Source organism: Micromonospora orduensis (assembly GCF_006228125.1).
GTDB classification, from domain to species: domain Bacteria; phylum Actinomycetota; class Actinomycetes; order Mycobacteriales; family Micromonosporaceae; genus Micromonospora; species Micromonospora orduensis.
Window position 1 is genome coordinate 13,370 of record NZ_VDFY01000078.1, and the last position, 26,478, is coordinate 39,847.

At 71.4% G+C, this 26,478-nt stretch carries 22 protein-coding genes and 1 pseudogene; 15 read left to right on the forward strand and 8 right to left on the reverse strand.

Annotation, left to right across the window (positions count from 1 at the left end):
• The first annotated feature begins 53 nt into the window (after positions 1-53).
• The 3 genes from FHG89_RS02805 to ctaD all read left to right on the forward strand — a co-directional run bounded on the left by FHG89_RS02805 (position 54) and on the right by ctaD (position 3,448).
• Entirely contained in the window at positions 54-512 is a 459-nt protein-coding gene (locus FHG89_RS02805; protein WP_139582515.1) for a DUF4383 domain-containing protein, read from the forward strand.
• Between the two features lie 91 nt (positions 513-603).
• Positions 604-1,332 carry an ATP-binding protein gene (locus tag FHG89_RS02810; RefSeq protein ID WP_139582516.1) on the forward strand — a complete coding sequence of 243 codons (729 nt, stop codon included), beginning with the start codon at positions 604-606 and terminating at the stop codon, positions 1,330-1,332.
• Between the two features lie 124 nt (positions 1,333-1,456).
• The gene (gene ctaD / locus FHG89_RS02815) at positions 1,457-3,448 is read left to right on the forward strand and encodes an aa3-type cytochrome oxidase subunit I (protein ID WP_139582518.1); all 1,992 of its coding nucleotides are present in this window, start codon (positions 1,457-1,459) and stop codon (positions 3,446-3,448) included.
• A 68-nt stretch (positions 3,449-3,516) separates the two neighbouring features.
• Here the strand turns inward: ctaD and FHG89_RS02820 are convergent, their stop codons facing one another.
• Positions 3,517-4,659 (reverse strand): SigB/SigF/SigG family RNA polymerase sigma factor, encoded by a 1,143-nt coding sequence (locus tag FHG89_RS02820; protein ID WP_139582520.1) that lies wholly within the window; start codon positions 4,657-4,659, stop codon positions 3,517-3,519.
• 224 nt (positions 4,660-4,883) lie between these two features.
• Positions 4,884-6,296: a hypothetical protein gene (locus FHG89_RS02825; RefSeq protein ID WP_425280148.1), complete on the reverse strand. Its 1,413-nt coding sequence runs from the start codon at positions 6,294-6,296 to the stop codon at positions 4,884-4,886.
• Positions 6,297-6,471: 175 nt separating this feature from the next.
• On the opposite strand from FHG89_RS02825, the gene FHG89_RS02830 reads away from it, so the two are divergent.
• A complete protein-coding gene (locus FHG89_RS02830) occupies positions 6,472-6,702 on the forward strand; it encodes a CDGSH iron-sulfur domain-containing protein (protein WP_139582521.1) in 231 nt (76 codons plus the stop codon).
• Positions 6,703-6,741: 39 nt separating this feature from the next.
• Here the strand turns inward: FHG89_RS02830 and FHG89_RS02835 are convergent, their stop codons facing one another.
• Genes FHG89_RS02835 through FHG89_RS02845 form a run of 3 tightly spaced genes read right to left on the reverse strand, consistent with a single transcriptional unit; the run spans position 6,742 to position 10,766 of the window.
• A complete protein-coding gene (locus tag FHG89_RS02835; protein ID WP_139582522.1) occupies positions 6,742-7,845 on the reverse strand; it encodes an iron-containing redox enzyme family protein in 1,104 nt (367 codons plus the stop codon).
• Between the two features lie 49 nt (positions 7,846-7,894).
• The gene (locus tag FHG89_RS02840; protein ID WP_139582523.1) at positions 7,895-9,649 is read right to left on the reverse strand and encodes a thiamine pyrophosphate-binding protein; all 1,755 of its coding nucleotides are present in this window, start codon (positions 9,647-9,649) and stop codon (positions 7,895-7,897) included.
• Complete coding sequence (locus FHG89_RS02845; RefSeq protein WP_139582525.1) at positions 9,642-10,766, reverse strand: baeRF2 domain-containing protein; 1,125 nt, start codon at positions 10,764-10,766, stop codon at positions 9,642-9,644. Before FHG89_RS02845 ends, FHG89_RS02840 begins: the two co-directional genes overlap by 8 nt.
• A gap of 142 nt (positions 10,767-10,908) precedes the next feature.
• Between FHG89_RS02845 and FHG89_RS02850 the strand changes: the two genes are divergently transcribed.
• Positions 10,909-11,457 carry a hypothetical protein gene (locus FHG89_RS02850; RefSeq protein ID WP_208760843.1) on the forward strand — a complete coding sequence of 183 codons (549 nt, stop codon included), beginning with the start codon at positions 10,909-10,911 and terminating at the stop codon, positions 11,455-11,457.
• A 36-nt stretch (positions 11,458-11,493) separates the two neighbouring features.
• Here FHG89_RS02850 and FHG89_RS02855 read toward each other — a convergent pair whose 3' ends face one another.
• The gene (locus FHG89_RS02855) at positions 11,494-11,832 is read right to left on the reverse strand and encodes a DUF3817 domain-containing protein (RefSeq protein WP_139582572.1); all 339 of its coding nucleotides are present in this window, start codon (positions 11,830-11,832) and stop codon (positions 11,494-11,496) included.
• Between the two features lie 154 nt (positions 11,833-11,986).
• Between FHG89_RS02855 and FHG89_RS02860 the strand changes: the two genes are divergently transcribed.
• On the forward strand, positions 11,987-13,465 hold the full coding sequence (locus tag FHG89_RS02860) for a glutamate-cysteine ligase family protein (RefSeq protein ID WP_139582528.1): 1,479 nt from the start codon (positions 11,987-11,989) through the stop codon (positions 13,463-13,465).
• Positions 13,466-13,478: 13 nt separating this feature from the next.
• Here the strand turns inward: FHG89_RS02860 and FHG89_RS02865 are convergent, their stop codons facing one another.
• Positions 13,479-13,865 (reverse strand): DUF2267 domain-containing protein, encoded by a 387-nt coding sequence (locus FHG89_RS02865; protein WP_139582530.1) that lies wholly within the window; start codon positions 13,863-13,865, stop codon positions 13,479-13,481.
• Positions 13,866-14,226: 361 nt separating this feature from the next.
• On the opposite strand from FHG89_RS02865, the pseudogene FHG89_RS02870 reads away from it, so the two are divergent.
• The 8 genes and pseudogenes from FHG89_RS02870 to FHG89_RS02905 form a co-directional block, all read left to right on the forward strand.
• Positions 14,227-16,128 (forward strand): annotated as a pseudogene (locus FHG89_RS02870) (glycogen debranching N-terminal domain-containing protein); the annotation flags it as partial.
• An 82-nt stretch (positions 16,129-16,210) separates the two neighbouring features.
• A complete protein-coding gene (locus tag FHG89_RS02875; protein WP_139582534.1) occupies positions 16,211-16,603 on the forward strand; it encodes a hypothetical protein in 393 nt (130 codons plus the stop codon).
• Positions 16,604-16,710: 107 nt separating this feature from the next.
• Positions 16,711-18,024 carry a helix-turn-helix domain-containing protein gene (locus tag FHG89_RS02880; protein WP_167517329.1) on the forward strand — a complete coding sequence of 438 codons (1,314 nt, stop codon included), beginning with the start codon at positions 16,711-16,713 and terminating at the stop codon, positions 18,022-18,024.
• 219 nt (positions 18,025-18,243) lie between these two features.
• Entirely contained in the window at positions 18,244-18,858 is a 615-nt protein-coding gene (locus FHG89_RS02885; protein WP_139582537.1) for a TIR domain-containing protein, read from the forward strand.
• On the forward strand, positions 18,855-21,257 hold the full coding sequence (locus FHG89_RS02890; protein WP_139582539.1) for a hypothetical protein: 2,403 nt from the start codon (positions 18,855-18,857) through the stop codon (positions 21,255-21,257). The genes FHG89_RS02885 and FHG89_RS02890 overlap by 4 nt, the downstream gene beginning before the upstream one ends.
• Positions 21,257-22,105, forward strand: a complete 849-nt coding sequence (locus tag FHG89_RS02895; RefSeq protein ID WP_139582540.1) for a hypothetical protein — start codon at positions 21,257-21,259, stop codon at positions 22,103-22,105. The genes FHG89_RS02890 and FHG89_RS02895 overlap by 1 nt, the downstream gene beginning before the upstream one ends.
• On the forward strand, positions 22,102-23,322 hold the full coding sequence (locus FHG89_RS02900) for an OmpA family protein (RefSeq protein ID WP_139582542.1): 1,221 nt from the start codon (positions 22,102-22,104) through the stop codon (positions 23,320-23,322). Before FHG89_RS02895 ends, FHG89_RS02900 begins: the two co-directional genes overlap by 4 nt.
• A gap of 20 nt (positions 23,323-23,342) precedes the next feature.
• A complete protein-coding gene (locus FHG89_RS02905; protein ID WP_139582543.1) occupies positions 23,343-24,686 on the forward strand; it encodes a hypothetical protein in 1,344 nt (447 codons plus the stop codon).
• A 19-nt stretch (positions 24,687-24,705) separates the two neighbouring features.
• Here FHG89_RS02905 and FHG89_RS33495 read toward each other — a convergent pair whose 3' ends face one another.
• Positions 24,706-25,245, reverse strand: coding sequence for a hypothetical protein (locus FHG89_RS33495; RefSeq protein WP_244295120.1), 540 nt, complete (start codon positions 25,243-25,245; stop codon positions 24,706-24,708).
• Positions 25,246-25,306: 61 nt separating this feature from the next.
• Here FHG89_RS33495 and FHG89_RS02915 point away from each other — a divergent pair, with 61 nt between their 5' ends.
• Entirely contained in the window at positions 25,307-26,398 is a 1,092-nt protein-coding gene (locus tag FHG89_RS02915; RefSeq protein ID WP_139582545.1) for a winged helix DNA-binding domain-containing protein, read from the forward strand.
• The last annotated feature ends 80 nt before the right edge of the window (positions 26,399-26,478 follow it).

The following is a 26,478-nucleotide window of genomic DNA, read 5'->3' on the forward strand; positions in this document are numbered from 1 at the left end:
GCGGCACCGGGTATGCGCGGCGCCCACGCCCGCCGCGCAGCGAGGAGCCGGTGATGGTCGGACCGATGGCGCACTCCCGGGCCCGGGCCAACCCGGCCGAGGGCAAGCCGCCGGTACGCCGCGCGGCGGCCACGGTGGCTGTGGTGTTCCTGCTGGTCGGGGTGCTCGGCTTCGTGCCGGGGATCACCAGCGGCACGGGTGACCTGCGGTTCGCCGGGCACGGCTCGGGCGCGTTCCTGTTCGGCGTCTTCCAGGTGTCGGTGCTGCACAACCTCGTCCACCTGCTGTTCGGGGTGGCCGGCCTGGCGCTGGCGCGGACGGTCGGCGGCGCGCGGACGTTCCTGGTCGGCGGCGGCGCCGTCTACCTGGTGCTCTGGCTGTACGGGCTGGCGGTGGACCACGACACCGGCGCGAACGTCCTGCCGGTCAACGACGCCGACGGCTGGCTGCACCTTGGCCTGGGCGTCGGCATGATCGCGCTGGGCCTGCTGACCGGGAGAGTGCGGCGGTGACCTGCGTCGGCCCGCCGGTCGGTCCGGTTTGGCGCTGCTCGGCCTCGGGTAGTTGGCAGGTCCCGGCCCACCAGTGAATCGAGGGACCCGCATGCCCAGCCGGATCACCTGCGAGGTGCGCGACACGGCACCGGTGGCGGTCGTCCGGCTCGCCGGCGCGCTGGACCTGGGCACCATGCGCTCGGTGCACCAGGCCCTCGACGGGGCGTTGGCCGCCCAGCCGGACGCGCTGGTGGTCGACCTCGCCGAGGTCACCGTCCGGGACCGGCTGGCGCTGTCGGTCTTCGCGGCCACGGCCCGGCGGGCCGAGGAGTGGCCGGCCGTGCCGGTGGTGCTCTGCGCTCCCCCGCCGGCCGCCGCGCGCTGGCTGGCCGAGTCGACGACGTGCCGGGTGGTTCCGGTGTCGCCGGATTGCGCGGAGGCGACCCGGATGGCCGGCGAAGCCAGTTCGCCCCGGCTGCGGACGCGCCTGGAACCGGTCGCCGGGGCCTGCCGACGGGCCCGGGAGCTGGTCGGGGACGCGTGTGCGCGCTGGAACCTGCCGGAGGCCGCTGGTCCGGCCGCGCTGGTGCTCAGCGAACTGGTCGGCAACGTGGTCCGCCACGCGGGGACGCCGATGCAGGTCACGGTGACCCTGCGCCGGCCGTACCTGCACCTGGCCGTGGTGGACGGCAGCCGGGCGGCGGCAGAGCCGGCCGGGATGGACCTGCGCGCCGAGGGTGGCCGCGGGTTGCTGCTGGTGCGGGAGCTTGCGCAGCGGTGGGGCAGTGTGCCGACCGGTCCGGGCAAGGCTGTCTGGGCGTTGTTGCCGGTCGGCTGAGCGTTCACGGTGGTTCCACCGGTACTGGCGATCTGACCGAAATTACCGCTCTGGCCTGGTTTCATGGTGAGAGGGTCGGGTAGGCACGCCCGTCCTTTCTGCCGTCACGACGGGGTGAGCAGCCATGCCCAAGCGGGTAACCACGGAACCCGGTCGCGATCGGGGTCCGGCGATCCTGGCACCGGCACGCTTCGGGGGCTTCCCCGGACCGGTACGGGCGCCGGTCCCCGGCAACTCGTTGATCAAGTTCCTCGCCACCACGGACCACAAGCAGATCGGCATCCTGTACCTGCTGACCTCCTTCGGGTTCTTCCTGGTGGCGGGCGTAGAGGCGATGCTGATCCGAGCGGAGCTGGCCCGCCCGGGGATGCAGTTCCTCTCCTCGGAGCAGTACAACCAGCTCTTCACCTCGCACGGCGCGGTGATGCTGCTGCTGTTCGCCACCCCCGCCGCCTTCGGGTTCGGCAACTTCATCGTGCCGATCCAGATCGGCGCCCCGGACGTGTCGTTCCCCCGGCTCAACGCGCTGGCGTACTGGCTGTACCTGTTCGGCGGCCTCATGGTGATCGGCGGGTTCCTCACCCCGCAGGGCTCCGCGGACTTCGGCTGGACGGCATACACCCCGCTGAGCAGTGTGGAGAACAGCCCCGGCGTGGGCGCGAACATGTGGGTGCTCGGCCTGGTCGTCTCCGGTCTGGGCACCATCCTCGGCGCGGTCAACCTGATCACCACGATCCTGACCCTGCGCGCGCCCGGGATGACCATGTTCCGGATGCCAATCTTCACCTGGAACATGCTGTTCACCAGCGTGCTGGTGATCCTGGTGTTCCCGCTGCTGGCCGCCGCCCTGCTGGCGCTCTCGGCCGACCGGCTGCTCAACGCGCACGTGTACGACGCAGCCACCGGCGGCCCGATGCTCTGGCAGCACCTCTTCTGGTTCTTCGGCCACCCCGAGGTGTACATCATCGCGCTGCCGTTCTTCGGCATCATCACCGAGATCATCCCGGTCTTCTCCCGCAAGCCGCTCTTCGGCTACACCGGCATGGTGCTGGCCACCGTCGCGATCACCGTGCTGTCCATGACGGTCTGGGCGCACCACATGTTCACCACCGGTCAGGTGCTGCTGCCGTTCTTCAGCATCCTGAGCTACCTGATCGCGGTGCCCACCGGCGTGAAGTTCTTCAACTGGATCGGCACCATGTGGAAGGGGCAGCTGACCTTCGAGACACCGATGCTCTTCTCCATCGGGTTTCTGGTCACCTTCCTGCTCGGCGGGCTCACCGGGGTGCTGCTGGCCAGCCCGCCCGCGGACTGGCACACCCATGACAGCTACTTCGTCGTGGCGCACTTCCACTACGTGGTCTTCGGCACCGTCGTCTTCGCCCTCTTCGCCGGCTACTACTTCTGGTGGCCGAAGATGACCGGGCGGCTGCTCGACGAGCGGCTCGGCAAGGCCCACTTCTGGACCATGTTCATCGGCTTCCACGGCACCTTCCTGGTGCACCACTGGCTGGGCAACGAGGGGATGCCCCGCCGCTACGCCGACTACCTGCCCAGCGACGGCTTCACCACGCTGAACACCATCTCCAGCATCTTCGCGTTCATTCTCGGCCTCTCCACCCTGTTCTTCATCTACAACGCCTGGAAGTCCTGGCGGTACGGCGCGATGGTGACGGTGGACGACCCGTGGGGCTTCGGCAACTCCCTGGAATGGGCCACCAGCTGCCCGCCGCCGCTGCGCAACTTCGACCGGATGCCCCGGATCCGCTCCGAGCGGCCGGCCTTCGACCTCAAGTACGGCCCGCTCGTCGCTGACCTGGGCCGGGACCTGCCGCAGCGCGCCACCAAGCCGCCGCAGCAGTTCACCGAGGAGCTGCACATGGAGCACCACGTTCCGGAGTCGCCGGCCGCCGAGGGCGCGCACGGCGCCCGCGACGCCGCCGAGTACCAGCCGGCGGCCCGCTCCGGCGCCCGGCCGGTGGACGTGCCGGAACCCGAGGGCATAAGGCGACCGAGCTTCGAGCAGAGCGACCCACCGCAGGACGCCGAGGACGCGCCGAAGCCGCACGAGCGCTGGCGGCACCCGCACAGCGACCGAAACCCCGAGGAGCACTGATCAGGGGTACGCGCGGAAGGGCCGACACCCGCTGGGTGTCGGCCCTTCGTCCGTCCGGCTGTGGTCGGTCAGTCCCGGGCCGGCGCCAGGCCGGCGGCGGTGAGCGAACGGCGGACCGCGGGCTGGACCCGGGTGAGCCGCAGCGGCACCCCGGTCCGCTCGGCCGCGTCCCGCCCGGCCATCAGCGCGGCGATCCCGCCGGCGTCGAAGCCTCCCGCGCCGACCAGGTCGACGACCACCTCGCTGGGCTGGCCGGTGACCGCCTCCAGCATGGCCCGGCGCAGCTGGTCCGCGCCGTCGCGGTCGACCTCGCCGCCGACCTCCACCACCACCCGGTCGCCGTTCTGCTTCACCGAGATCCGGGTCTTGCCCGGGTCCGGTTCGGCGGCGCCGTTCTGCCACGCTGGCGGCGCGTCGGCGAGCATCGCCTGACGCAGCCAGGTCAGCGCCCGCGACAGCAGCCGGGATACGTGCATCTGCGAGATGCCGAACCGGGCGGCGATCTCCGCCTGGGTCTGGTTGCCGTAGAAGCGCATGGCCAGGATGCGCCGTTCCCGCCAGGGCAGCCGGTGCAGCAGGCCACTGACCGTCACCCGGTCGTCGACCGATTCCAGCGCGTTGTCGGACTCGCCGACCAGGTCGCCGAACTCGGCGGAACTCTCCCCGCCGACCGGCGCGTTGAGCGACGCCGGGCTGTAGCCGGCCGCCGACTCCAGCGCGGCGAGGATCTCCTCCTCCGGCGTCTCCAGCCGGGCCGACAGCTCGGCCACCGTGGGCGCCCGGGACAGCTCACTGGTCAGCGCGGCGGTGGCCTGACCGACCTCGAGGATCAGGTCACGCAACCGCCGGGGCACGTGCACACCCCAGGTGCGGTCCCGGAAGTGCCGCTTGATCTCGCCGACGATGGTGATCGCGGCGTACGCGGTGAAGGAACCCCGTTCCGGGTCATACCGGTCGACGGCGTTGACCAGCCCCAGGCGGGCCACCTGCTCCAGATCCTCCAGCGGCTCTCCGCGCCCCCGATAACGGCGGGCGAGCCGGCCGGCGAACGGCAGCGCGAAGCGGACCAGGTCGTCCCGTGCCTCCTGCCGACGCTCCGGCGGCAGCCCCTCGATCCGGGCCGCGTACGCCAGCGCCGCCGCGTCGAGGTCCTCCAGACCCCGCTCGGTGGGTGGTGGTGTGGTCGTGGTGGTGCTCGTCTGTCCGAACATCCGCGCCTCCCTCAGGAAGGTCCCCCGCCCGGATCGGGAAACCGGTCGTGCGCGTGGTCGAGCCACGCACCGGGCCGGAAAGGTGGGTCAGTGACTGGGATGCCAGCGGGCGACAACGCCGTGCACGCAACGCGATGAGGGCGTCGCAGCCAGCGATGTTCCCGCTCCGTAGGTACTCAATCACGGGACCCCGGGTTCGCGAGGATGTTTCGGCGTCCTCCGTCTCAGGAGACCAGCAACCCCTGGTGGCGGCCGCTGTCGTGGAGCGTGGACAGGGCCTCGGCGGCCCCCAGAGGGGGCGGCGCGGGCAGGTCGTACGGCTGGGAGCGGAGCACCTCCGTGGCCCGGCGGGTGGGTACCGACGTGACCGGGTAACCCCGGGCGGAGGTGCGGTCCAGCGCCCGACGGCGGCGACCGAACCCGGCGACCGCCAGCCACTGCGGCAGGCCGGCCAGGGCGGGCGAGCGCACGCCGGGCGGCTCGGGCAGCACGTCCACCGAGGTGAACGCCTCGCTGCCGGCCAGCCACCACTCGGCCTCGTCGACGCTGCGCCGGGTGGCGTTCTCACACCAGTACGGCACCAGCCCCGCCCGCACCACCTGCCACGGATCGAGCAGCCGGCCGCACTCCACCACCAACCGGTCACCGGTCTTGCCGGCGCCGCGCAGCCAACGCCGGTACAGGTCCGCCACCCCCGCGCTGAGCGCCGCCGGACGGGGTACGAGCACCCGGTGCAGCGGATGGTCGCGGCGGGCCGCCCAGTCCCGCGCGGACAGCTCGAAGCCCGAGTCGACGCCGTGCTCGGCGTAACCGGACGGCGCGGACACCTGCGGCGGTTCCCACCGAGTGGCGTCGCCGCCGACGGAGCGCAGCACCTGGCGCAGCGCGTGGCTGTCCGGGTGGAAGTCGACCGGGTCCAGCCCGCTGGCCGGGCAGCCGACCTGGAAGCTGTGCCTGGGGCCGTGCTCCAGCACCGGCCAGGTCCGCACGTCACGGACCAGCACGACCGGGGCGCCCGGGGCGAGCCGATCGGCCAGGAACTGCCCGTACGCGGCCGGTAGGGCCTGCCAGGCGGCGGTCAGCGACACCGTCACCCCGGTCAGGGATCCCCGACTGGCCGGGCAGTGCACCTGACGCAGGTGCAGGTCGGTGTTCGCGGCGAGCAGCGGGGTGGCCAGTGCCGCGCCGTGCTCCAGCGCGTCCGCCGGGCGGTCCACCGCGCCGTCGGACCAGTGCGCGGTCATCTCGAAGCCGGCCGGGAGCCACGGAACGCCGAGGGCCACCGCGAGGTGTGCCACCGCACCGTGCGGCGAGCCGATCAGCACGCCTGGGTAGCGCCGCCGGGGGTACTGGTCGACGAACCAGCGGGCCACCCGGGCGGCGTCCACCTCGTCGACCTGGGTGGCGGTGAGGGCGACCCGCCCCGCGGCCCGGCTGACGGCGGCCCGGCGGACCGGCTCGGGTGTGCCGGGGAACCGCGACATCGGCCCGGTGTGGCCCAGGTCGGCGCAGTCCGTGCCGTTCAGCGCGCGGGCGGTGGCGGCGACCAGCACCCGGGCGGCGCTGCCCACGGCCACGACCCGGTCGCCGGCCAGGCCGGCGCCATCGGCCACGAGCCCCTTGCGCACCTTGTGCACCGGCCCCACCTTGCCTCGTTCGCTCACCACGCGGCCCGGCTTCCCGTCCCGATGGGGTTCAAACGGGGCATCACCCTCCCGGCGGCACAATCCGCTGGTCGGTGGGGTGCGCCGGTCATCACCGGCGTTCGGTCCCTCGGGTTTCGGGCCGGCCAGGGCGGGCACTTCCGGGGCCATGCGCACCGACGACACCAGCGAGCCCGCCGCCGCCACGATCACCCCGTACGAGGACGGACCGCTCCTGGTCCGCGGCGACTTCGCCCTGGTCACGCCCGACGGCGAGCGGATCGACGCCCGCCGGGGCACGGTGGCGCTGTGCCGCTGCGGCAAGTCGGCGCTCAAGCCGTTCTGCGACGGCACCCACAAGGTGGCCAACTTCCGGGCGGGTACGACCCGCGAGGGCTGATCGCCCGGACGGTCAGCGCCTGACCGAGGGCGCGCCCGCTCAGGCGACGGCGGCCGCCGTCACCGGGAGGGACACCGTCGGCGGCACGAGCGGCGCCACGGCGGCGGCTGAACCGGCGGTCGGGGCGGGTGCGCGCAGGGAGCTGCGGCCGGCGGCCCAGCTGTCCAGCAGGTGCGCGGCGAACAGCCGGTCCACCGCGAGCCCGGCCGCCGCGCCGAACAGCACATCCGGCGCGAGGGCCGGTTCGGCGCGGACCAGGCCACCGCACATGTCGTGCGCGGCGATCTGCTCGTGCACCGCGTCGGCCTCGATGTGCTCGTCGTAGAAGCGGGTGGCCACCTCGTCGAAGCCGAGCCGCCGCAACCCGTTGCCGTAGCGGCGGTTGGGCAGCGAGGAGGTCATCTCGAAGGCGGCCAGGTGCCCGAGCACCGCGCCGCGCAGGCGCCGGTGCAGCCCGAACAGCGACATGAGGTTGTTCGTCGCCAACGTGACGGCGGGCACCGCGTCCACGTGGGCGCCGTACCCGGTGTCCAGGCCCAGCCGGTCCAGGGTGCGCCGGAACAGCTCGGCGTGCATCCGGTCCAGCCGGCCGTTGCCGTACTCGTCGGTCTGGATCTCCACGAGGGCGGCCTTGGCCTCGCCGCCGAGCCGGGGCAGGGCCCAGCTGTGCGGGTCCGCCTCCCGCAGGTGGTAGACGGAACGGTGCGCGACGAACTCGCGGAACTGAGCGAGGTCGGCGCGCCGCTGAAGGGTAGCGGCCAGCGACGGCCCGTCGTCGGCCGTGACCAGCTCGGCCAGCCCGGCGGCAACCCCGGCGGCCGGCACCCGCGGGGAGCCGACGAGCCGACGCAGCGCCGCCTCGAAGGGCCGTTCGGCGCGGGCGCGCAGGCCCAGCAGCGTCGGCTGCCACTCCCAGTCCTCGTCCACGCCCCGCCAGCCCCGGTAGTGCAGCTCGTAGCAGAGGAACAGGGTCAGTTGCAGGTCCTCGTCGGTGAGCGGGTCCGCCGGGTCGAGATCGGCGCCAAGGCTGGCCGGCAGGTGGTGCGGGGCACGCCGCAGGGCATCGGTCACCGCCGCGGACAGCGGACCGCGCGGCTGCGGTAGTGGCGCGGGACCGTAGCGGCGGTCGGCGGGCTCCGGCATGTGACCTCCAGCGTCGTCGGGCCGCTTCTGATGCCCCTGAGCTGGGCCGCTAAACGACATCCTGCGCGGCGACAGTGCGTTCGGTCTGCTCCCGTACCTTCCGGGCCGCCGCCCCGTCGGCGTACAGGCCGCGCAGGTCGGCGAACGCCGGGTCCGGCGGCGCCAGCGACACCGCCGGGTCCACTACCGCTTCCAGTACGCAGGGACGGTCCGCGGCGAGGGCCTCGTCCCAGGCCGCGCCGACCAGTTCGGGCCGATCCACCCGGACGCCGTGCATCCCGAGCAGCCGGGCCCAGCCGGCGTACGGCACGTCGGGTCGACGTCGGGTCGGATCGTTCGACGGCTGCCGCCCGCCGCCCATGCCGTTCTGGTCCCGGTTGTTGAGCACCAGCACCACCAGTCGAGGGTCGCGCCACTGCTGCCAGTGGTGCGACACGGTGATCAGCTCGGCGAGCCCGTTGAGCTGCATGGCGCCGTCGCCGACAAGCGCGATCACCGGCTGGTCGGGTGCGGCCAGCTTGGCGGCCACCGCGTACGGCAGGGCGCAGCCCATCGAGCCGAGGGTGCCGCACAACTGCGCGTTCACCCCCGGTGGCAGGGAGAGGTGCCGGGCGTACCAGTAGAGGACCGAGCCGACGTCGACGGCGACCGCGCCGACGCCCGGCAGCCGGCTGGACAGCTCCTGGAGCACCAACTGCGGGTTGATCGGCTCGGCTGGCGCGGCGGCCCGGTCGGCGGCGTCGGCCCGCCAGCGGTCCACCGAGTTCTCCACGGTGGCGCGCCACTGCGGGTTGGGTCGGTCGGGCACCCGGGCCAGCAACGCCCGCAGGGTCTCGGCGGCGTCGCCGACAAGCGGCACGTCGGCCGGGTAGCGGGTGCCGATGCGCCGCCCGTCGATGTCGATCTGCACGATGCGGGCCTGCCCCGGCATCGGGAGGTAGTCGGTCCACGGATCGTTGGTGCCGACCAGCAGCAGCGTGTCGCAGCCGCCCATCAGCTCGGCCGCGGCCGGTGTGCCCACCTCGCCCAGCACCCCGGTATGGAACGGCAGCCGTTCGTCGAGGACCGGCTTGCCCAGCAGCGAGGTGGCCACCCCGGCGCCGAGCCGGTCGGCCAGCTCGACGATCTCCGCGGCGGCGCCCCGCCCGCCCTGGCCCACCAGGATCGCGGTGCGCTGACCACTGCCGAGCAGCTGCGCGGCGGCCTCCAGGTCCACCTCGTGCGGCAGGACCCGGGCCAGCGGCTCACCTGGCGTCGCCGAGATCACCCCGACGGCGTTGGCGTGCAGGTCGGGCACCAAGGCCTCCTGCAACTGCCGGGGCAGCACCACGCAGGTCGGGCTGCGGGTCGCCGCCGCCGTACGGAACGCCTGGTCCAGCAGCCCCGGCACGTCCTGCGGGCTGCGGCCGTAGCGGACGAACTGGTTGCACACGTCCGCGAAGAGCCGACTCAGCCCGATCTCCTGGTGGGCGCCGCCGAGCGGTCCGGAGATGTCCTCGCCGACGATCGCGACGACCGGCTTGCTGTCCAGCTTGGCGTCGTACAGGCCGTTGAGCAGTTGGACCGCGCTGGGCCCCTGGGTTGCCAGGCACACGCCGATGCCGCCGGTGAACTTGGCGTGGCCGGTGGCCATGAACGAGGCGGTCTCCTCGTGCCGGGCCGGGATGAACGCCGGGTCACCACCGGCCCGCTCCAACGCCTCGACGAGCGGGGCGATCGCCTCGCCCGGGTAGCCGAACACGCGGGGCACCCGCCAGGCCAGCAGCCGCTGCACCACGAGGTCGGCCACGCTCCGCTCAGCCATTGCCGCGCCCGGGAGTGGCGGGGTCGACGTAGCGCAGGACCGCCCCGACCCCGTCGGCGAGTTCGGGTGCCTCGTCCGGACCCAGCACGGTCAGCGCCGCGTCGGTGCCGACGAGGGCCCGGACCAGCGCCGCGTCGGCGCGTACCCGCTGCGGGTCGGTGACCGACATGGCGGCCAGCTGCCCCGGGTCGACGGCGATCTCGGTGGGTTCCGGACCGATCCACAGCTCACCGTTGGCCGACGGGTCGTCCACGATGAGCATGGTGTCCACCTGGTTGCGTTGCAGGGCCGAGACGACCGCGTCGAGGCCGCCGCCGACGTCCTCCTGCACGCCGAACTTGTCCAGGGTGGCGGCGATCCGCTGGTCGGCGACCTCCGCGATGGTCTGCACGGTGAGGTCGTCCAGCAGCGTCTGGTCGGCACCGCCGGCGCGGGAGCCCGCGTCGGTACGCACCATCAGGTCCTGCCAGCGCTCGGGCATCTGCGCGGCGATCACCCCGGTGGCCCGGACGTCGCCGGCCACCACCACGACCTCCGCGCCGACCTTCTCGGCCAGCTCCACTGTCGCCGCGGTGACGTCGCCGGCGTTGTGGTGCCACGCCTCCATGGCGGCCTTCTGGTGGTGCGACTGGGACCAGCCGCCGGGCTGCACCCGACGGAGCGGGAAGGTCTCCCGGCCGACGACGTGCGCCCGTCGGGGCACTCCGCCGGCGCTGATGGCGACCGCGTCCGCGCCGGTGCGGTCGGCGAGCACCCGGACCCAGGCCACCTGTTCGCCGCGCTGGGCGAGCAGCGGCATCACGTGCGGCAGCGGCCCGTAGTGGGCCAGGTCGCGCAGTGGCGGCGCGGACAGGTACTCGGAGAGCACCACCCGGCCGTGACTGGCGAAGACCGCGAGCCCGTAGTCCCCGACCATCGGGTCGTGGCCACGGACCACCCGGTCCAACGCGGCGATGCTCGCCTCGTCGGCTCCCTGGTCGGCCAGGCTGCGTTCCAGGGCACGCCAGCGCAGGGCCAGCGCCGCGTGGGCGTCCTCCGTGTCGGCGGAGGCGTCCACGTACACCGAGCACCACGGCCCGGGACGGTCGTAGAGCGGGCGCAGGAAGGACAGCTGCATGCTCGACCCCTTTCCAGCTCGGCCCCCCGCTTACCCTGCTCGCCCGGGATGTCACCTCGCCGCCGTGAGCCCGTGACCAGGTTTCATTCACGTCGTTCAACCGAGGACATCGATACGATCAGTGAACGTACGCGGACTCTCGGTGGTGGAAATGGACAGCAGACTCGATACCCGACGCATCGTGCACCCGACGGAGCGGATCGTCACCGGACGGCTGATCCGCCTGCTGGACGGCTACACCCGGGAGGTGCGCATCGGTCAGCCGGTGCTGGTGGCCGTACTCGCCGCAGCGGCGATCGCCCGGCTGCCCGCCCTCCTGCTGCGCACGCTGTTCTCCTTCGGCGGCGGCGGCACCCGACGGCGGTGGAAGGAGCTGAAGCAGGGCCCGGAATATTTGGTGACCCCGGTGCGGCTGCGCAACGCCGCCGGTCAGCTGTGCGAGGTGGAGCTGCACGGCCACCTGCCGCAGAGCGCGCTGCACCCGGCGGACCACGTCCAGCTCACCCTGCGCCCGCAACGCGACCCGGACCTGCCGCCGCGCATCGAGCGGATCGTCAACCTCACGACCGGGCAGCTGCTGACCCCGCGTACCGCGACGCTCTGGTCGCACCTCGGCCCGCCGCTGCTGTTGCAGGCCGTGCTGGGCGCGCTGTTGCTCACCGGCATCATGGCCTGCTCGGCGCTGACCTGAGCCGGCCCGGCCGGCCTGGCCCGAAAGGGCGGCGGGTCAGCCGACCGGGGCGGGCTCGCGGGCCGGTTCGCGGTCGACGCCGAGCATCCCCCGGCGGCGGGCCCAGCGCTCGAAGATCACTGTGGCGAACGGCGGCACCGCGCTGACCAGCGCCACGGCCGTGACCGGCAGGCTCCACCGGCGCAGCCGGGCCACGGCCAGCACCAGCAGGGCGTACGCGACGAACAGGCCGCCGTGGATCGGGCCGAAGACCTTGACGCCCAGCTCGTTGCCCGGCGGGCCGTACTTGACCGCCATCCCGACCAGCAGGGCCAGCCAGGAGCAGGCCTCGGCGATCGCCGCCGCGACGAACAGCCTCGTCACCTTCTCGCGCATCCCCACGCCACCACCTTTCGGACAGCCATGCTATCGGTGCGCTCCGGCTGGGCTATCGGGGCGGGCAGCTGGGTAGGAAGGGACCATCGGGTCTTCCCCCGCCCGCCAGGCCCGTGCGAGGTTGGGGGGAACCAGCGGTGACAGGGTGGTGACCATGGGCGAGGACGTCGGCGTACGAACCTTCAGTCGGGAGGACCGGGCCCGCTACCGCGAGAAGGTCCGCATCTGCCTCGACGTCTTCGCCGAGATGCTGCGCGAGTCGCGCTTCGACATCGACCGGCCGATGACCGGGCTGGAGATCGAGCTGAACCTGGTCGACGACGCCTCGATGCCGGCGATGCGCAACGCCGACGTTCTGGCCGCCGTCGCCGACCCGCTGTTCCAGACCGAGCTGGGCCAGTTCAACGTCGAGATCAACGTGCCACCGAGGCGGCTGACCGGCACCGGCACCGCGGCCTTCGAGCAGGATGTGCGGGCGAGCCTCAACGCGGCCGAGGAGAAGGCCCGGGCGATCGGCGCGCACATGGTGATGATCGGCATCCTGCCGACGCTGCGCCCGGAGCACCTGACCGCCGAGACGCTCTCCGCGAACCCCAGGTACAAGCTCCTCAACGAGCAGATCTTCGCCGCCCGTGGTGAGGATCTGCCGATCGCGATCAGCGGGGTGGAGCGGCTGGCGGTGACCGCCGACACGATCACCCCGGAGGCGGCCTGCACCAGCACCCAGTTCCACCTCCAGGTCAGCCCGGCGCAGTTCGCCGACTACTGGAACGCCGCCCAGGCGATCGCCGGCATCCAGGTCGCGGTCGGCGCGAACTCGCCGCTGCTCTTCGGCCGCGAGTTGTGGCGCGAGACCCGCATCCCGCTGTTCCAGCAGGCCACCGACACCCGGTCGGAGGAGATCAAGGCCCAGGGGGTACGCCCCAGAGTGTGGTTCGGCGAACGGTGGATCACCAACGTGTTCGACCTGTTCGAGGAGAACGTCCGCTACTTCCCGGCGCTGCTCCCGGTCTGCGACCCGGAGGATCCGGCGCAGGCCCTCGCCGCGGGTGAGGTGCCCAACCTCGCGGAACTGCGACTGCACAACGGCACCGTCTACCGGTGGAACCGCCCGGTGTACGACGTGTCGCGGGGCCGGCCGCACCTGCGGGTGGAGAACCGGGTGCTGCCGGCCGGCCCCACCGTGCTGGACACCATCGCCAACGGCGCCTTCTACTTCGGGTTGGTGCGCGCCCTGGCCGAGTCGGACCGGCCACTGTGGTCACAGATGTCGTTCAGCGCCGCTGAGGAGAACTTCACAAGCTGCGCCCGGTACGGCATCGACGCGCAGGTGTTCTGGCCCGGCCTCGGCTACCTGCCGGTGACCGAGCTGGTGCTCCGCCGGCTGCTGCCGATGGCGCATCACGGCCTGGACCGGTGGGGGCTCGACCCGGGTGAGCGGGACCGGCTGCTCGGCATCGTCGAGCAGCGCTGCCTGACCGGCCGCAACGGCGCGACCTGGCAGGTGGAGACCCTGCACCGGCTGGAGTCCGCCGACCACCTGGACCGTCCGGCGGCGCTGCGCGAGGTGGTCCGGCACTACCTGGACCTGATGCACAGCAACCGGCCGGTGCACGAGTGGCCGATTCCGTGACGCTTGTCGGTGCTCAGCCGCGCGGGGTGGGCACACCGAAGAGGTCGATGATGCCGGCGGGCAGCTGGGCGAGCAGGTCGTGCCGCTCGTCGTCATCGAGTGCCTCGGCGACGGTCCGCAGCACCGCCTGGGCGTGTTGACGCACCTGGTCCGCGTCCGCGACCTGCTCGCGGTCGCCGACGTGTTTGAGGAACTCGCCGACGTCCCACCGGCGACCCTGCGGGTTCCGGGTGACGGATCCGTCCAGCGGATCCGGCAGCTGTGCCGCCAGGTGGTCGGCCTCCTGGCCGGCGAGCCGTTCGCCGAGCACCGACAGGACGGCCTGCACGGACCGCACGGCCTCGTTCTCCCCCAGGCCAGCGCGTCGCCGGACCGTGGCGATCATCTGCTCGTACTCCATGACCCGCTCCCTTCCGTCTCCGCGACCGGCCGTCAGACCTGCCGGCGGACGAACAGGGCGCGTTCCCCGGCTCCCTGACCACAAACGGGGCCACGCGCCGACCGGACGGTCCGGCCACGAGCCGGCAGGGCGTCAGATCTCGTCGCGTACCAGTCGGATGAGTTAACAGTGACCGCCGACGGGTAGCCGACAGGCGCTTCTGCCGGCGCCGGGGAGGTCGGAATGACTGCGACCAGCATGTTTTTCGAGCGGCTGACCGATGCCGGCCACGATCCGCGCTTCAGCAAGGTGTGTGGGAGCGTCCGATTCGACATCCGGGACGGGGACGATCTGGAGCAGTGGCTCCTTAATATCGATCTCGCTCTCGGTGGACGACAGCCAGTACTACGAGGTCACGTTCTTCGTCGTGCCGGGCGGGGCGGCCGACTACGTGCAGGCCGACGTGTCGGCGATCCGGCGGCGACGCATCGGCCCGGACCTGACCGAGTCCCTGACGATCTTCAACTACGGTGATCACGACCTGGATCTCGACGTACGGCTCGACGTGATGGCCGACTTCGCCGACATCTTCGAGATCAAGTTCGACATCCCGGACAAGGTCGGCAGCCACTACACCGAGGTCGAGCCGAACGAGTTGCGGCTGGGATACCGGCGCGGCACGTACCGGCGCGAGGTGTCCGTGACGGCGAGCGAGCCGGCCACCTTCGACCCGCGGGGTCTGCGGTTCACGGCCCGGCTGGGGTCCGGCCAGCAGTGGTCGACCCGGCTGCAGGTGGTCATGCGGGCGCTCCGCCCGGACGGTGTCGATTTCCGGTCGGCCCTGCGGGCGCTCCGGCCGGACGAGTCCACCCTGCCCGAGAGCGTCCGGGAGTGGGTTGCCGCGGCGCCCAAGCTGGACACCGAGAGCATCACGCTCCAGCAGGTGTACCACCGCAGCCTGGTGGACCTGGCCGCGCTGCGCTTCGCTCCCCTCTCGCTCAGCGGCGCCGCCGTGCCCGCGGCCGGCCTGCCCTGGTTCATGACCCTGTTCGGCCGCGACAGCCTGCTGACCTGCTTGCAGACCCTGGCCGTCACACCGTCGCTGACCCCGCCGACGCTGCGGATCCTCGCCTCACTCCAGGGCGCCCGCACCGACGACGTGCTGGAAGAGGATCCGGGTCGGATCCTGCACGAGCTGCGTTACGGGGAGTCGGCCGCGTTCGAGGAGCAGCCGCACTCCCCCTACTACGGCACGGCCGACGCCTCACCGCTGTTCGTGGTGCTGCTCGACGAGTACGAACGCTGGAGCGGCGACCGGGCACTGGTGGTCGAGTTGGAGCAGGAGGCCCGCGCGGCCCTGGGGTGGATCGACCGGTACGCGGACCTCAACGCGACCGGTTACATCTGGTACGAGCGGCGCAACCGCGACACCGGCCTGGAGAACCAGTGCTGGAAGGACTCCTGGGACAGCATCTCGTACGCCGACGGGCGACTGCCGGGCTTCCCGAGAGCCACCTGCGAAACCCAGGGGTACGCCTACGACGCCAAGATCCGAGGGGCACGGTTGGCCCGTACCATCTGGGGCGACCCCGACTACGCCAACCGGCTGGAACGTGAGGCGGCGGCCCTGTACGAGCGCTTCAACCAGGACTTCTGGCTCGACGACCGGGGCTACTACGCGTTGGCCCTGGACCACGACGGCACTCCAGTCGACAGCCTGTCGTCAAACGTCGGGCATCTGTTGTGGAGCGGCATCGTGCCCCGGGAACGGGCCGCGCAGGTCGTCGAGCACCTGATGGGTCCGGCGCTGTTCTCCGGCTGGGGCGTGCGGACCTTCGCCGAGGGGCAGGGCCGGTACAACCCGCTCGGCTACCACACCGGCACGGTCTGGCCGTTCGACAACTCGTTCATCGCGTGGGGCCTGCGCCGGTACGGCTTCGGCGCCGAGGCGGCCCGCATCGCCGAGGGTGTCCTCTCCGCCGCCACCTACTTCCAGGACCGGCTGCCGGAGGCGTTCGGTGGATTCGACCGCCGCACCACCCGGTACCCGGTGCGGTATCCGACCGCCGGCAGCCCCCAGGCCTGGTCCAGCGGGGCGTCGATGCTGCTCATCCGCACGATGCTCGGCATCGACCCGCACGAGGACCACCTCGCTGTCAATCCCGCGCTGCCGCCCGCCTTCGGCCGGATCGCCCTCCTGGACATCCCGGGCCGCTGGGGCCTCACGGACGCCTTCGCCCGCCAGCGCCCTGACCAGCCCGGCCATCGGGCATCTGCTCCCTGACTCGCGGCCAACGGGCGTCCTGGATCTCGTTGATCCGCGAAGGTGGATGGCTCAGGTTGATCGTGACTGACACAATCGTGCAGTGGCTGAGGAAGCGTATCTGCAGATGATCCAGTCCGTCATCACCCGGTTGTCGACCCAGTCAACGGCGGTGAAGACCTGGTGCGTGACGGTGACCGCGGCACTACTCGGGTTCGGGGCAAAGGCCGACACCATCGTCGTGGTGTTCATCGCCTTCTACGTCATTGTCGCGTTCGCGGTACTCGATGCCTACTATCTCTGCCTCGAACGCGCGTACCGTGTCCTCTACCGTGATGCTGTCGGCCAGACGACAGCCAGCTGGGTATTGACCATTGAGCGGACGCGAATTGCCGATGTGGTCGGCGCACTCCGCAGTCCGTCGATCGTACTGATCTACGGATCGTCCGTCCTGGCGATTCTTGGCGTCGGCCTCTACCTCACGTTCACCAGATGAGCCGGACCTGTTCGCCAACCGGTTGAAGTCTCTCGCTCCTGCTGCACGGTCCCGATACCGTTGCCCTCACACTTCCCCGAATGCGCGACGGAAACGGGGTGCCAACCATGGAACAGCAGCCGACCGGTCTGCATAATTTCGGCACAGAGCTGCGTCAGCGCCGCCTGGCGGCGCAACGCTCGCTGAGCGATCTCGCCCGAGGGATCAATTACACCAAGGGTTACCTCTCGAAGATCGAGTCCGGACACAAGAGGCCGAGCCCTGAGGTGGCTCGACTCTGCGACGCGTTCCTCGCCGCCGACGGCGCCCTGCTCCGGCTCGTCTCGCCGCGCCGCGCACCTGAGGCCGGCGACGACGACCCCGGACCGGATGGGAGGGACGAGGGGTTGACCATTCACACACGCCCGGACGGATCAGGCGAGTTCCAGGCGATCAGCCGGCGAGCGTTGCTCGCCTCCGGGACCGTCGCGATGATGTCCTGGAGCGCCGGGACCGTACCCGTCACGGCGCGTACCGAGTTCGTCCACGACGGCCTTGATCCCTACCGGCAGCAGCTGACCAGCCTCCGGGCGCTCGGCCAGAGCAGCGCTCCGGCGGAGGTCTTCCCACAGGTCGCCACTGCGGCGAGCGCCCTGCGCGGACGCGCCGCGCGGGCATCTGGAGCCGACCGGGCTCGAGCCTTCCTCCTGGCCGCCCGCTTTGCCGAGTACGCCGGCTGGATGGCCCAGGAAAACGGCGACGACCGGACCTCCACCTGGTGGACGACGCTCGCCGTCGACCTCGCCGAGGCCGGCGACGACGCCGACATGACCGGTTACGCCTCAGTGCGTGCCGCCGAGATCGCGCTCTACCGGCAGGATGCGGTAGGTGTGCTCGCCTCGGGTCACGCTGCCCTGGCCCGGGCGGCTGGTAGGCGGGTCCGCGCCTTCGCGTGGCAGCGGATCGCGCAGGGACATGCCCTCGCCGGCGACGAGAACGCCTGCCTGCGTGCGCTCGACCAGGCCGAGGAACTGACCGATCCCACCGGCGACCAGCCGACCGGGGGAACGCCACCTCTGGGGTCGAGCACCGTCCGCAGTCCCGTGCCGTTCGTCCGGGGCTGGTGCCTGCTCGACCTGGGTAAGCCGGCCCGAGCGGCGGAGACGCTCATGCCGGAGTTCGAAGCGATCCCATCTGAGGCGTTCCGGGCTCGGGCCCGCTACGGTGCCCGACTCGCACTGGCGTTGGCCAGCGTGCGACAACTGGATCACGCCTGCGCGGTGGCTGAGCGGACGATCGCCGCGGCCCATCTGGTCGACTCCGCCACCGTCCGGGTCGACCTGCGCCTGTTGAAGAGGACCCTCGGCCGCTGGCGCGACGTTGCGGAGGTCTGCCGGGTGAACCAGGACCTGACCCTCGTCCTGCACTCTGGCGGAAAGTAAACATCGGCGTAACCCTCGGTGTCCCGTTGTCCGGCCAAACGGTGGAGGGAAACGCCATTGCTTCGCCGCGGCGTTCGATGAAACTCTGATTCTCGAGCAGCGACATTCGCTCGAGTGACGAACCTGCCGCTTTCCGCACCTTCACGCCGCTGCTCTACGACGATGGCGTCGCAAACGCAGCGTCGAACACGTGCGCTGTGCAGCCGAAAGGCGGACTGAATGACTGGCGTATTCATCAATTACCGGACCGGCGACGGACAGGACATGGCCGTGCTGCTCAACGAGCGACTGCGTGACGTGTTCGGCAAGGAACGGGTCTTTCTCGACTCCACGGGGTTGCCTGCGGGGCAACAGTTTCCGCCCGAGTTGAAGCGCCGCCTGCGGGACGCTCGCGTCCTGCTCGTCCTCATCGGTCGGCAATGGCTCGACCTTGAGGACTCCGAGGGAAACCGGAGGATCGCCAACCGGAAGGACTACGTGCGCTACGAGATCCGGAAATCCATCAAGTGGCAGAAGGTCGTGCTGCCGGTACTGCTCGACGGCGCCTCCCTACCGAAGGCGCAGGACCTTCCCTCGGACATCGCCGGCCTGTCGGATTTCCAGTACCGGCACCTCCGCTCGCGAGAGGCGGACAACGACCTCGCCGAGATCGTCGCGGTCCTCCGCAACCAGATCCCGGTTCGACAGCGGCCGAGCCAGGACACGAGCACGAGCAACATCGCAACAACCCACCGAGGACCCGCCGCCGCCGGTGCCAACGCTAAGGCCATCCACTACGACAACGATCCGGGCCCCCTGGGCAAGCGACCGCCTCGGCCCTGGGAGGACGAGTGAGCGACGTGCCTGACACTTCCGACCCGGCCGCCAACGGCCACGTGACAGGCACTGTGCCGGACATCCCGGAGCAGTCCGCGGCGGAGCCCACCGCGCCGAGTGTCGCCGAAGGGCCGAGGGTGCCCGTTCAGCGGCTTCCCGAACTGCCGTCCGGTCCGACTCCGAACGGCTCCAGCGCCGGCGACAACCGTACTGATGCCCGGGCCGCGCAGAGCGACGTGGCGGTCCCCGGTCGGCGCGCGGACGAACAGGTGGCCGAGCGGATCCGGGAGGGCTTCGACGCCGAGTCGACCGAGGGCAAGAAGCCGAGCGCCCCAGGTGCCGCGGACGATGGCGACCGGGCCGACTACGACCCCGAGGAGCAGAAGGATCGCGAGCGGTTCCAGCGGAACCAGAGCAGGACCGGTCGGGGAGCCGCAGCCTCCGGTCCGAATGCCCGCGCCTCCTACTACGACCAGCGGGTCTACCACGTCTCCTACGGCGGACGACAGTTCACCGTCCAGTACGGATTCTTCGGCGCCCGGTACGTCGCCGCCCAGATGGATACCTACGTGCGGGTACCCGGCTTCGCCGTGATGTGGGAAACGCTGAACGAGGAGCATCTCGTGCGGCTCTGCGGCGACGTCGGCAGCGGTCGCAGGACCACGGCGGTCAAGCTCCTCGGCGAGGTCGGCTGCCGGCCCGACCGGATCGGCACGGTCGAGGTCGACGACGACCTGATCTTCTCGGTGCTGGCGGAGGACTGCGTGATGCAGGCCGGCGACGGGCTCATCATCGACCGTGCCGGCCGCCCGATGCGAGATGGGGCGGTCGATGCCCTACGGCGCCGGGCCCGGGACGCCGGTGCCTTCGTGGTCATCCTCGACGACCGCAAGGGCGCGGTCGCCGAGGCGACCTTCACGCACGAGCACCCCGACTACCAGCAGGTGTTAAAGCGCCATCTCCAGGCGCGGCTCGACATGAACCGGGCGGCCGAGCGCACGAAGGGTGCCCAGCGTCCCGACCCGGTCCGGCACGCCGCTGTCGTCGAACACCCGGCGGTGGCCCGCCGGATCCGACTGGCCACCTCGGTCTTCCACGTCGTCAGGCTCGCCGAGTTCCTGGAGGGCTACCTCGTCGCTCCCCCCGGCAGCGACGAGGACGGCGATCTGGAGCAGGCGCTGACCGAGTGGGACAACCATTCCCGCAAGCTCGCCAAGAAGATCCTGGCCGCCGCCGAGGACACCGACGAGACGCAGCCGGCCCCGCGTCGTCAGGCGTTCCGGATCGCCTACGCGGTCTTCGCCGGTCACCCGCTGTCCGACGTCTTCCTCGCGGGTGAGCTGCTCAGCCGACAGATCATGCCGCTCTACGAGACCCGGGAAACCCCACCGGACCGGCTCATCTTCGACGGCAACGTGGATCAGCTGATCCACCCGTCGATGGTGGCGTCGGCGCGCGACGACAACCAACGGTCCGGCCCACGCTGCGCGGAGCTGACCGACGACACGCTGATCACCGCGATCCTCGATGTCGCCTGGCACGACTACGACTCATTGCGCGAGCCCCTGATGACCTGGTTGACGGTGCTCGCCGGAAACCCGTCGTGGAAGGTGAGGTTACGCGCCGCGCAGATCGCCGGGATTCTCGCCGGGTTCGACTTCGAGCAGGTCTACCGCTCACTGATCCTGGTCTGGGCGCGGTGGCAGGCGAGGTACAGACGCTCGGCGGCGCTCGCGATGGACATGGCTTATGTCGACCGGGACCTCACCAAACGCGTCCGTAAGCGGGTGCACGACTGGACGCGCAGCCCCGATCCGCTGCTCCAGGACACCGCCGCCCGGGTCTACGGGATGCGGTTGGGGCAGGAGGACGTTCCCGTGGCCATCCGCGAGCTGACCCGGATGGGTCGCCAGCCCGAGCTGGCCGCCAGCAGCTCGGTCGCCGCCGCCATGAGCACGCTCTTCCTCCTCGGCGCCACCGACCAGGTCATGGACGAGCTGGCGAGCTGGATCACCTCCTCGAACGAGTACCTGCCGCAGCACGCCGTACGGAGCCTGGTGATTCTCGCTCAGCAGCCGGGCAGCGCGGAACGGCAGGGCTGGCCGGCCCTGCCGGAGCTGGCCGAGCATCGGCGGGGATGGCAGCAGGCGTTGGTCAGCCTGTGGCGGAACGCGCTCACCAACGCCGAGACGTCCCGGCGCGCCTGGAACCCGATGCGGCGGTGGCTGCTCGCCGCCGATCACGACAAGGACCTCCGGGCTCTCGTCGAGGCACTGGCGATGCAGATCTTCGCCGACCCGCTCGACAACCGGGCCCGCTTCAATCTCCGGATCTGGCGCAACCGCCACCCGGACGCGGTGCTCATCGCCGCGCTGCTGCAACGCCTCACCCCCGAACTCGACCCAGGGAGCAACTGATGGCGAGGACCGACAGCTTCTTCAGCCGTATCTGGAAGGCGTTCAAGGGGGGCCCTGTCGATCCTCCTCCCGCTCGTGGGCCCGGAGAGGTCTACGAGCCGCCGGCGAGCGACACCCCCGTCGTCGTGCCGGCGCACGGCGACGTCTACGACTTCCACGTCTTCGTGCAGTTGCGCTGGGACAGCCCGTCCCGGCACTTCGACCTCGACGAGATCGAGGATGAGTCGGCCGCCTACCAGGACATCGCACGGCAGCGGACAACGCAGGCGGTGTGGCGCCAGGCGCGGTCACTCGACCCTCTCGACCCGGCGGGCGCCGAGAAGCTGCTCAACGAGTCGCTCGCCGGCGGGTTCTGCTGGCCCAAGGCGAACCCCGACCTGCGCTGCCGCCCGTCGATCCGGGTGACGATCGATCCCCGGCTGCGGGAGCAGAAGGCTCCGCTCGAGCTACGGCGTATCGAACAGCAACTGGCGATGGCGCGTGACGAGATCGTCCGCGAACGCACCGAGCGGTGGCTGCACGGATTCCAGGAGCTGGAGCAGTTCCGTCACCTCGGCAAGGACGAGCGCCAGTTCCTGGTCCCGTTCGCGGCGAGTCTGGTCGACGCGGATCTGGCGAAGGTGACAAGTGCCCTCGCCGCGGAACGACGGTCCCGGTACGACGAGTTGGTCGGCGTACTCGCCCAGGCGGTACGCGATCACGAGCGCGTCGGTCTGTTCGAGTTCGCGAACGCGTACGACAAGGCCCTTCGCGCGTTCTGCCGGCAGATGGGCATCGACCTGGGCAAGTGGCACCTCGCCGACTTCGGCGAACCGGTCGAGCCGGAGGAAGCGGGGACGGCCCGATGAGTGGCGTCAGGCGCAGCGGGGTGCTGTGCGCCGTGGCCCTGTTCGCGGCCCTGCCGGTCACGACCGGTTGCCCGCCGCCTCCGAAGAAGCCGACGTGTGGCTGGCTGGCGGAGTCGCCGAAGGCCGGGGTCGGCCGGCTGGCCGTTCTCGTCGATGTCTCGACGTCGACCCGATCCGCGTCCGGTGTGGGCTCCCCGGACTATCCGGCCGCTCTCCGCGGCACGATCGAGCAGGCGGTCGGGGATCAGCGGACGGTCGCCATCTCCCCGTTCAGCGGCCCGTCCGGCAACCTGAGCCTGACGACCCGGGCGACCAACTGGAAGGAACAGGCGAGCAACCCGAAGAACCGGCAGGGCAAGCGGGAGGACGCCGCTGGCTGCCTGCAAGACGATGTCCGCCACGCTCAGCAGACGGTGCCGGGCCCCGGCGGTACCGATGTCCTGCGTGCGATCAGTCAGGCCGCGGCCTGGTTGCGTGCTGACCCGAGGGCTCCCACCCGCGAGTTGGTGGTGGCGACCGATGGTCTGGTGACCCACGGCTGTGCGGATCTGTCCCGCTCCAGGTTCCGGGGGAAGCCGGAGATCGACGCGATCGTGGCGGAGTGCCTGAAGGGTGAACTCGGCGTCAAGGACCTGGATGGCATCACCGTCACCATGGTCGGCGTCGGTCATCCCGGTGCCGACCAGCCGATGCCCAGCACCGCCCAGGTCCGCTGGCTGAGAGACATGTGGGCCGCGCTCTGCGTGGCGGCGGGCGCGACCGGCGCACCGGAGGCGGGCACGGTGCCTGACACCGACACGGCCGGCACCGTCCCCGCGCCCGACGAGAGCGTTCAGGACCCGCCGGTGCGGTTCGGCACCGACGCGGCGGCCTTCTCCCTGCCCGGCGCCCTCTTCGACACCGGCAGGTGGACGCTGCGCCCCGAGGCGGCCCCGGTGCTGGCCCGGATCGCGGTGCAGATCAGGTCGAGTCCCTACACACGGGTCGTGGTCTCGGGGTACGCCGATCCACGGGGCGGGGAGGTGGACAACCGCACCCTGTCCGAAAACCGGGCGCGGGCGGTCGCCGACGCGCTCGCGGCCGACGGGGTGCGGTCGCCGCAGTCTCGTGGGATGGGGGCGACCACGACCTGCTTCGACGGCACCCCCGTTCCGTCGAGCGACACCTCCGACGCGGGTCTGCAGTGCCTGCGCCGTGTCGACATCACCGCGAGCTGAACGACTCTGTGAGGGATCCCATGACGGACGGCACCATTCACACAAACGGCCGCGCGCCGAGATGGGTCGCTCCCGCATCGTGTGCCGGGGCACCCGCCGACCCGATCGGGCTCGGCCCGACCCGCTACGAGGAGAACCCGGACGACCTGGAGGCGGCCGCGCTGCTGCGGGCGTTCACCGCGGGCAACGCCTCCGTGCGGCAGTCCCAGGCGCCGGTCAACACCGCGAGCGCGGAGGTGGTCGCCCGCTATCACGCGGCCCGTGCCCGGATCGACCAGGTCGATCGTTTCCGGGCCCGAGGCAGTGTCGTGGAGGCCCTGGACGAGAACGACCGGGTGGTGCGGCGGCACGCCAGCGACGGCCCCGAGGATCGCCGCCGACGTGCCATGCATCCGCGGCTGCTCTGGTTCGTGCTCGGCCTCTCCGCCCTCTTCGACGCCTCGTTCATCGGCAGCCTCATGCAGCAGATCTTCGACGTGGACTGGAAGCATCCGCTCTTCTACTTCGCCTACCTGCCGGGCGTCGGCATCGCGGTCTGCCTCTACGCGGCGGGCGTCGAACTGGCGACGCACCTGCTGCGGCGGCGGGACCGGCTGAGCCGGCGACTCGAGCTGCCGCCGCTGAACCCCGCCGTGGCGCTGCGCCGGATCTTCTGGGACTGGCGACCGGAGCCACTGGAACGCCGGGAGGACGACCTGCCGTGGTCCCGGCTGCCAGGCCCGGTCCTGTTCGGCGCGCTGGTCCTCGGCCTGCTCGGCGTTGCGGCGCTGGTCCGGGCCCAGTCCGAGGCCGCGGAGTTCGAGTGGCTCGCGGTTTACCAGCCGGCCTTCGTGGTGCTGCTCATCCTGCTGAGCATCGGCGCCATCGCGGTGAAGGTGCAGTCACACAACCCGTACGCGGACAGCAGCGAGCGCGCCGAGCACCGGATCGCCGACGCGGAGGATCGGGCCGACCGGCTGGTCCAGGAGGCACGCGACGCGGTGGCCGCGCACGGACAGTCCTGGGATGCGCTCCAGTCCGCGGTCTCCGCGGCGAAGGCGACTGCCCGTGAGGTCGTCGAGGAGGCCTGCGCCGTGCTGCTGGAGACCCGATCCCGCCGCAGGAAGCGGGAGGACGTCAAGCTCGCGCTGCCGCTCGTCCGGCTCGCCTGGCCGGAGGAGAACGGCTCCTTCCCCCGCGAGGACACCCAGCTGCCCGGCCTCGACCTTCACCTTCTGGACTACGCGACAAAGGCCGCTGACCGGTACCGGCCGGAGGACCTGGAGAGCTGCCTGCAGGCGGCTGTCGACAAACTGAACAGCCAGTTCGAGGCGCTCCGCACGGCCGCGGACGATCCACCCCCGGGTGATGTGGCACCAGCCTGACGCCGCGCTGCGGGACCGCTCAGCTGACGGTGAACCCGCCGTGGGCGCGTGCCTCCCGCAGCCAGGCGAGCCAGGCGACCCACAGCTCGTCGGCCTCGCACTCGGCGCGCAGGCTGGCTGGTGACGCCTCGTAGAAGATGAGCGCCTGTTCGATCTCGGTCGTGCCTACCAGCCAGGGGCCGTTGCTCGTGAACTTGAACTCGGGGATTCCGACCATGCCGGGGCTGGTCTGCGCGGCAGCCGTCCGTTCGGCCTGCTGGTACGCGTCCCGTCGGCTCTGCTCGGCGTTGCGCCAGTCGTCGATGCCGTCGAACGGCCAGTCGGGGAAGGGCCGCGGTGTCGCCTGGTAGGTCATGCCGGCGCGCCGCATGTGCTCCCGGCAGAACCCCATGCCGGCGACGTTGAGGGCGAACTGGTGGGCGGCGGCCAGCGATTCGTATTCGTCACGGCACCGTGGCCAGTTGCCGCACGACCCGCCGAGTTCGAGGCACGCCTCGGCGTGGGCGCGCGCGGTGGCGGCGGGTTCGGGCAGTTCGACGTGCTCGAAGCTGTAACCCATCGGCGCCTCCCCCGGCCGGCATTGGCACGAGCGTGTCATTCTGCCGGACTAGGGTGCAGGCATGGTCGATCGGCACCAGGTGATGAACTTCCGCGTCCGGGCGCAGCAGCTCGACCGGAGCGAGGGCACGCTCGCCGACACCGCGATCCTGGACATCGGTGTGCAGAACACCGGGCCGGACGGCGCCCGCTGGGCACTCGCCGGGCGCGGGGTCGACGTGACCGCGTTGTCCGACAAGGACATGATCCTGCTGTGGACGGTGCGAGGCGCTCCCCACCTCTACCGTCGGGCCGACGTGGGCGCGGTGGCGGCGGCGGTCGAGCCCTTCTCCGACGCCGACGCGGGCAGGCGCATCTACGACGCTTCCAAGCCGTTGAAGGCCGCCGGGATCGGCAACCTCGCCGCCCTCGACGAGGTGGCCGACCGCATGCGCGCCATCGTCACCGCGCCGACGGTCAAGGGTGAGGTGTCCGGCCGGCTGGCCACGATGCTGCCCGAGCCGTACCTGCGGTTCTGCCGGCCGTGTGACGCCACGCACGTCTACGAGATGCCGTTCCGGCTCGCCGCCGTGCGGGCCGGACTGGAGCTGGATCTCGACACCTCACCTCCGGTCCTGCGGCGCATCACCGGGTTCAAGAAGGCGGCGGCCGTGGACGACCGCTTCGACCTCATCCGCGCGTACCTTCGCCTGCTCGGCCCGGCCACCCCGAAACAGGTGGCCGACTATCTCGACGCGCCGTCGAAGGAGGTGAAGGCGCTCTGGCCGGACGATGTGATCGAGGTGACGGTCGGCGGCGAGGTGCGCTCGCTGTTGGCCGCCGACGAGGAGGCGCTGGAGTCGGCCGAGGGCACCGGGACGCGCCTGCTCGGCCCGTATGACCTGTTCTTGCAGGCCAAGGACCGGGCGACGCTGGTGTCTGACGCCGCCCGCGCCAAGGAGTTGTGGCCGGTGCTGGGTCGACCCGGCGCCGTCCTGGTCGACGGCGAGTTGGTCGGCACCTGGCGTCCCCGCAAGTCGGGCAGGACGTTCACGGTCGCCGTCCAGCCCTGGCAGAGGCTGTCGGACGCCGCCCGCAAGGCCGTCGCGGCGCAGGCCGAACTCCTCGCCGCGCACCGCTCGGTCGCCCTCACGGGCGTTGACTTCGCCAGCTAGCCGCCCACCCCCGGGCACCACGCACGAGGGTGCGCGACGTCCGCGCCCTGCTCAGGGGCTGGCGCGACGCCGTACCGTCC